Genomic DNA, 5,957 nt, shown 5'->3' with positions numbered 1-5,957 from the left:
GCCACCGGGCACGGCGCGTGGTAGAGCACCGCGTGGCTCACCGAGCCGAGCAGCGCCCGGGTGACCGGGCCGCGCCCGTGGCTGCCGACCACCAGCAGCCGGGCGCCCTCCGCACGGTCGAGCAGCGCGTGCGTCGGCCGTTCGGTCACGGGTTCCCAGTCGATTCCCAGGTCCGGGTGCCGGGTGGCGGCGGTGTCCAGTTGCTCCTTGGCGACCGCCTGGGTGGACTCGTCCACGTGGGTCAGCCCCACCTGGCCCGGCGGTGCGGTGGCGTAGGCCTCCAGCGGCCAGTCGGTCCACGAGTACACCGCCCGCACCGGCGCCCGGTGGTACTCGGCGAAGTCCAGGGCGAAGTCCACGGCCCGCTCGCTGTTGTCCGAACCGTCCACCCCGACCACGACGGGCGCGTCGGCCGCCGGGGGCTCCCCCCGCACGACCACGAACGGCTGACGCACCCGGCGTGCCAGCTCCGCCGCCGTGGAACCGAGCACCATCCGTGCCAGAGCCCCCCGCCCGGAGGCGCCCGCCACGACCATCACCGGGTCGAGCTGGTCGGCGAGCTGCACCATGGTGACCTCCGGCGGACCGTCCGGAGTCGCGAAGAACACCGTCAGCCCGGGCAACGCCTCGCGGCACTCGCCCGTCGCCCGGTTGAGGTCCTGCTCGGCGTTCTCCCGCAACAGTCGCTCGTTGTACTCGCCGTGTTCGTCGACCGCGTGCAGCGACGGCAGGTCCCACTCGAACGACTGCGCCGCGACGAGCGGCACACCGCGGACCGACGCCTCGGTCGCCGCCCACCACAGCGCCGTGTGCGCCCCCTCCGACCCGTCGAAGCACACCAGTACCCCGCCGCGTCCCTCGGACAGTGTGTGTGTCCGTGTCATGCCGCCTCCTGACGTCGCCTCACGATGTGCTGCCCTCACCCACCCGGTCGACCTCGCGCACGACGAGCGGGGTGCCCTGCATGCAGGTGGTCGGCATCCCGGGACGCGGGGTTCCGCGCACCACCACCTCGGTACCCGGGCGCAGCCCGGGGCCGGGACGCAGCAGCAGATACTCCCGTCGACCGGTGGACAACACCAGGCAGTCCGGTTCCACTCCCCGCGCCACCGTGCCCCGGACGGTGACCTCCGGGGCACCGGTGGTGCGTCCGGTCGGCGGGACGGTGTCCGTGGGCGGAACCCCCGTGCGCCCGTCCGGCCCGTCCGCTCCGTCGGGCCCCCCGGTGCACGCCGACACCGGCACACCCACCGCGGCGAGGACCACGGCCAGGGCGGCACCCCGGACGCTCGCGTGCACCCGGCCTCCTCTCACCGGCGGTCACCACCCCACCCGCCCGGTCCCTCCGGGAGTTCCCCGGTACCGGGTCGGTGAACCTCCCGGGATTGACGGCGCGCGGGCAGGGTAGCCCGCCGACATGCGGATCGCCCCTGTTCTCGGCGCCCTGGTCGTCACCGTGGCACTGGCCGGTGGCTGCACCGGTGGCGACGGGCAGCAACCGGCACCGGGGACCGGTACCACGGCGCCCGCCGACGGCGGGGTGGGCGGCGGCGACGGCGGATACGCCGACCTGGTCGAGCAGCTCGAACCGAGCATGGTCACCGTCCGCGCCGGGGAGGGCGTCGGCAGCGGGGTCGTGCTGCGTTCCGACGTGGTGGTGACCAATCAGCACGTCGTCGCCGACGTCGAGGAGGTCGAACTGGTCTACGCCGACGGCGCGGCCTCCGGGGCCCGGGTGATCGCCACGGACGAGTTCACCGACCTCGCCGTCCTGCGCACCGAGCGGGGGAACCTCCCCGTCCCCGAGTACCGCGAGCAGCTCCCCCGGCAGGGCGACATCGCGATCGCCATCGGCTCACCGCTGGGCTTCCAGAACTCCGTGACCGTCGGCGTGGTGTCCGGCCTCAACCGTGAGATCCCCGGGTCGGCGACGCGGGGCAACCGGTCGCTGGTCAACCTGATCCAGACCGACGCCTCGATCTCCCCGGGGTCGTCGGGCGGGGCACTGCTGGACTCCCGGGGACGAGTCGTCGGCATCAACGAGGCCTACATCCCGCCCAGCGCGGGCGCGGTGTCGCTGGGGTTCGCCATCCCGTCGTCCACCGTGGTCGACACCGCCGAGGAGCTGCTGCGCGACGGGGTGGCCACGCACGCCTACCTGGGTGTCTCGCTCGGCAGGCTCACCCCGTCGATCCGGGACCGGCTCGGCATCGAGGCCGAGCGCGGCGCGCTCGTGCTGGAGGTCGAACCGGACAGCCCCGCCGACGAGGCCGGTCTGCGGCGCGGCGACGTCCTCGTCGGGCTGGGCGACACGCGCGTGCGCAACGTCGAGGACGTGCTCTCCGCGCTGCGCCGGGCCGAACCCGGACAGCAGCGGGAGCTCGAATACCTGCGCGACGGGCAACGGCAGCGCACCACCGTGACGATCGGCGAGCGGGAGGGCTGATTCCCTGCGCCCTGCCCGCCCGCCCCGCGCCACTGGCCGGTCGCCTACTTCACGGCCCCCATCGACAGGCCGCGCACGAGGTGGTTCTGCGCGATCCAGCCGATGATCACCACGGGCAGCGACGCGAGCAGTGCGGCGGCGGACAACTGCGCCCAGTACAGGCCCTCGCTGGTGATGAACCCGGACAGGAACACCGGCACCGTCCCGGCGCGCGCCGCGGTCAGGTTCACCGCGTAGAAGAACTCCGTCCACGAGAAGATCACACTGATCAGCGCCGTCGCCGCGATGCCGGGGGCGACCACGGGCAGGGCCACCCGGGTCAGCATCGTCGGCAACGAGGCCCCGTCCATCCGGGCCGCCTCCAGCATCTCGGCGGGGATCTCCAGGAAGAACGAACGCAGCATCCACACCGCCAGCGGCAGGTTCATCGCGGTGTGCAGCAGCACCAGGATCCACACCGTGTCCAGCAGCCGCGTGTTCTGCGAGATCACGTACAGCGGGATGATGGCGGCCACGATCGGGAGCATCTTCGTGGACAGGAAGAACCCGAGCGCGTTGCCGGTCTGCTTCACCGGGGCCAGCGACAGCGCGTAGGCGGCGGGGATGCCCAAGGCGAGCACCGCCAGGGTGGACAGCACGGTCACCACCGCCGAGTTGGCCAGGTACGGCAGGAAGCCGCGTTCCAGGACACCGGCGAACTGCTCCCAGGTCGGGGTGAACAGCACCGTCGGCGGATCGGTGTAGGCGTCGGCCTCGCGTTTGAACGCCGTGAGCACCATCCAGACCACCGGGAACACGAACAGCACCGCGACCAGCCAGGTGGCGCCGGTCAGCACCGGACGGGACACTCTCATCGCACACCTCCCCGCACGTCGAACGACCGGAACATCACCCGCAGCGCGAACGTCGCCACGATCAGCGTCAGCAGCACCACCAGCACCCCCATCGCCGAGGACTGTCCGATGTCGAAGCCCTGGAAGGCGCGCTGGTAGATGGAGAACGGCAGGTTCGTGCTCGCCGTGCCGGGCCCGCCCTGGGTCATCAGGTAGATCGCGTCGAAGGTGTTCACGATGTAGATCGCCCCGAGCAGGGCGGCGAGCTGCAGATAGCGGGACAACTGCGGCAACGTGATCGAGGCGAACATCCGCCACCGGCCGGCACCGTCCACCCGGGCGGCCTCCAGCACCTCCGGCGACCGCGCCTGCAGCCCGGCGAGGATCAGCAGCGTCATGAACGGCGTCCACTGCCAGACCACCTGGGTCATCACCGCCGCGAGCGGGTACCGCGACAGCCAGTCGACGTCGGTGCCGAGCACCGCGTTGAGCAGTCCGTAGGTGGGGTCGAACATCGTCGTCTTCCACAGCAGCGCCCCCGCGGCGGGCAGCAGGAGGAACGGCGTGACGACGAGCGTGCGCACGACCGACCTGCCGACGAACCGGCGGTCCAGCAGCAGCGCCAGCCCCAGGCCCAGCAGCAGGGACACGAACACGCACACCAGGGTGAGCAGCACCGTGTTCAGCAGCGCCCCGCGGAACTCGCTGTCGGCGAACACGGCGGCGTAGTTGTCGAACCCGACGAAGTGCCGGGATCCGGGCCGCACCAGGTTCCACGACTGGAACGAGTAGACCACGGTGACCAGGAACGGCACCTGGGTCGCCGCGATGGTGAACAGCAGGGCGGGCAGCAACGGGGCACGGCGCCGCCAGGCCCGGGCACGCTCACCCGGGCGGGACCGCTCCGGGGTGGACCGACGGTGCCCGCGGTGTTCGGCGGGTCCTTCGAGGGTGGTGGTCATCGCGTCTCCCGGTAGGCCGCGCCGACGTCCTCGGCGTACTGCTGGGACCGCCGCAGGGCCTCGTCCACGGTGATCCGCCCCGCGATGGCGGCGGAGAGCTGCCGGCTCACCCGCGTGCCGAGGTCCTGGAACTCGGGGATGCCGAGGAACTGGATGCCCGGGTAGGGCACCGGCTTCGTCATGGTCCGTTCCTGGTTCGCGTTCCGGATACCCTCCAGCGTCGGTTCGGCGTAGGCGCGGGCGGCCTCGCGGTACTCGGGGATCTCGTAGGTCGACCTCCGGCACCCCGGCGGCACCCGGTTCCATCCGAACGTCTCGCCCACCAGCCGGACGTAGTCCTTGTCGGTCATCCACCGCAGGAACTCCCAGGCCAGATCCGGCTTCTCGGTTCCCGCGGGCATCGCCAGCGCCCAGGTGTAGAGCCACCCGCCCGCGGGGGTGTTCCGCACCGGGGCCGCGACGTAGCCCGACTTGCCGACGACGGTGCTCGACGACGGGTCCTCGTTGATGCCCGCCATGACCGTGGCGTCGTACCACATGGCCGCCTGCCCCTGGGTGTAGCGCGTGCCGCACTCGGAGAACCCCGCACTGGCGGCGCCCACCTCGCCGTGCTCGCGGAGCAGACCGACGTAGAACTCGGCCGCCGCGCGGAACTCCGGCGACGTCAGCCGCGCGCGCCAGTCCTCGTCGAACCAGCGCCCGCCGAAGGTGTTCACCACCGTGTTGAACGGGGCGAGGCTCTCGCCCCACCCCGGCTTGCCGCGCAGGCAGATGCCCGCCACGCCCGACTCCTCGTCGTCCAGCTCCGCGGCGAACCGGGCGATCTGCGACCAGGTGGGGTCGTCCGGCATGGTGAGCCCGGCCTCGGCGAAGAGGTCCTTCCGGTAGGCCAGGAACGACGACTCGCCGTAGAACGGCACCGCGTACATCGACCCCTCGTAGGACAACGACTCCCGGATGCTCGGGATGAAGTCGCCGTGGTCGTAGTCGGGGTGGGCGTCCAGGTACGGCCCCAGGTCGCGCAACCACCCGTTGGCCGCCCACTGCGGCGTCTCGTAGTTGCTGATCATCACGAGGTCGAACTCGCCGCCGCCGGTCGCGGTCGAGGCGGTGATCTTCGCGCGGGCCTGGTTCTCCGGCAGCGAGACGAACCGCAGGCGCACATCGTGTGCGCGCTCGAACCGGTCGGACAACGCGATCGCGTCGTTCATCTGCGGGTTGGCCACGATCGCGACGGTCAGCGTCCGCCCGTCGCCGCCGAGCGCCCCCGCCCCGGCACACCCGGAGATCCCCAGCAGCACCAGGACCAGGAAGAGGGCCGAGAAGGGCCGTCGGCGACCGCCGGTGACTCGGTGCATCGTCACTCCCCTCCCACGGCGCCCGGGAACTCCCGGCCCGGGTCGATGTGGATCTTCAGACCGGTGCCCGCGCGCACGCGTGCCAGCGCGTCCGGCCACTCCGTCAACGGCATCGTGTCCGTCACCAGCGCGTCCGCCTCGACCACGCCGCGGGCGACGAGGTCGAGCGCGGCGCCGAAGCTGTGCAGCACCGCCATCGAGCCGACGACGGTGATCTCGTCGTGGTAGATCCGGAACGGCGACAACGACACCCGCGCGCGCTCCGGCGCCACCCCGAAGACCAGCAGCCTGCCGCCCCTGCCGAGCGCGCCGACGGCGGCCTCGATCGCGGCGGGGGCACCGGTGCAGTCGACGGCCG

7 protein-coding genes are annotated in these 5,957 nt (G+C 72.2%); 1 reads left to right on the top strand and 6 read right to left on the bottom strand.

Annotation, left to right across the window (positions count from 1 at the left end; all coding sequences use genetic code 11):
* Nucleotides 1–884: universal stress protein (locus ACTIR_RS0117430; protein ID WP_026455243.1), on the bottom strand; the 884-nt coding region annotated here is incomplete at its 3' end.
* 19 nt (nt 885–903) lie between these two features.
* Entirely contained in the window at nt 904–1,299 is a 396-nt protein-coding gene (locus ACTIR_RS0117425; RefSeq protein ID WP_026455242.1) for a hypothetical protein, read from the bottom strand.
* A 118-nt stretch (nt 1,300–1,417) separates the two neighbouring features.
* Here ACTIR_RS0117425 and ACTIR_RS0117420 point away from each other — a divergent pair, with 118 nt between their 5' ends.
* Complete coding sequence (locus ACTIR_RS0117420; RefSeq protein ID WP_026455241.1) at nt 1,418–2,446, top strand: S1C family serine protease; 1,029 nt, start codon at nt 1,418–1,420, stop codon at nt 2,444–2,446.
* 44 nt (nt 2,447–2,490) lie between these two features.
* Here ACTIR_RS0117420 and ACTIR_RS0117415 read toward each other — a convergent pair whose 3' ends face one another.
* The 4 genes from ACTIR_RS0117415 to ACTIR_RS24030 all read right to left on the bottom strand — a co-directional run.
* Complete coding sequence (locus tag ACTIR_RS0117415; protein WP_026455240.1) at nt 2,491–3,300, bottom strand: carbohydrate ABC transporter permease; 810 nt, start codon at nt 3,298–3,300, stop codon at nt 2,491–2,493.
* On the bottom strand, nt 3,297–4,241 hold the full coding sequence (locus tag ACTIR_RS0117410) for a carbohydrate ABC transporter permease (protein ID WP_026455239.1): 945 nt from the start codon (nt 4,239–4,241) through the stop codon (nt 3,297–3,299). The genes ACTIR_RS0117415 and ACTIR_RS0117410 overlap by 4 nt, the downstream gene beginning before the upstream one ends.
* Nucleotides 4,238–5,599, bottom strand: a complete 1,362-nt coding sequence (locus ACTIR_RS0117405) for an ABC transporter substrate-binding protein (RefSeq protein ID WP_026455238.1) — start codon at nt 5,597–5,599, stop codon at nt 4,238–4,240. The genes ACTIR_RS0117410 and ACTIR_RS0117405 overlap by 4 nt, the downstream gene beginning before the upstream one ends.
* A 2-nt stretch (nt 5,600–5,601) precedes the next feature.
* The coding region (locus ACTIR_RS24030; RefSeq protein WP_034240697.1) for a zinc-binding dehydrogenase at nt 5,602–5,957 on the bottom strand (356 nt) is incomplete at its 5' end.

Source organism: Saccharomonospora iraqiensis subsp. iraqiensis (assembly GCF_000430445.1).
In the GTDB taxonomy this organism is placed as follows: domain Bacteria; phylum Actinomycetota; class Actinomycetes; order Mycobacteriales; family Pseudonocardiaceae; genus Saccharomonospora; species Saccharomonospora iraqiensis.
Note: the sequence above shows the minus strand (reverse complement) of the source record. Positions and strands in the feature narration are given on the sequence as shown.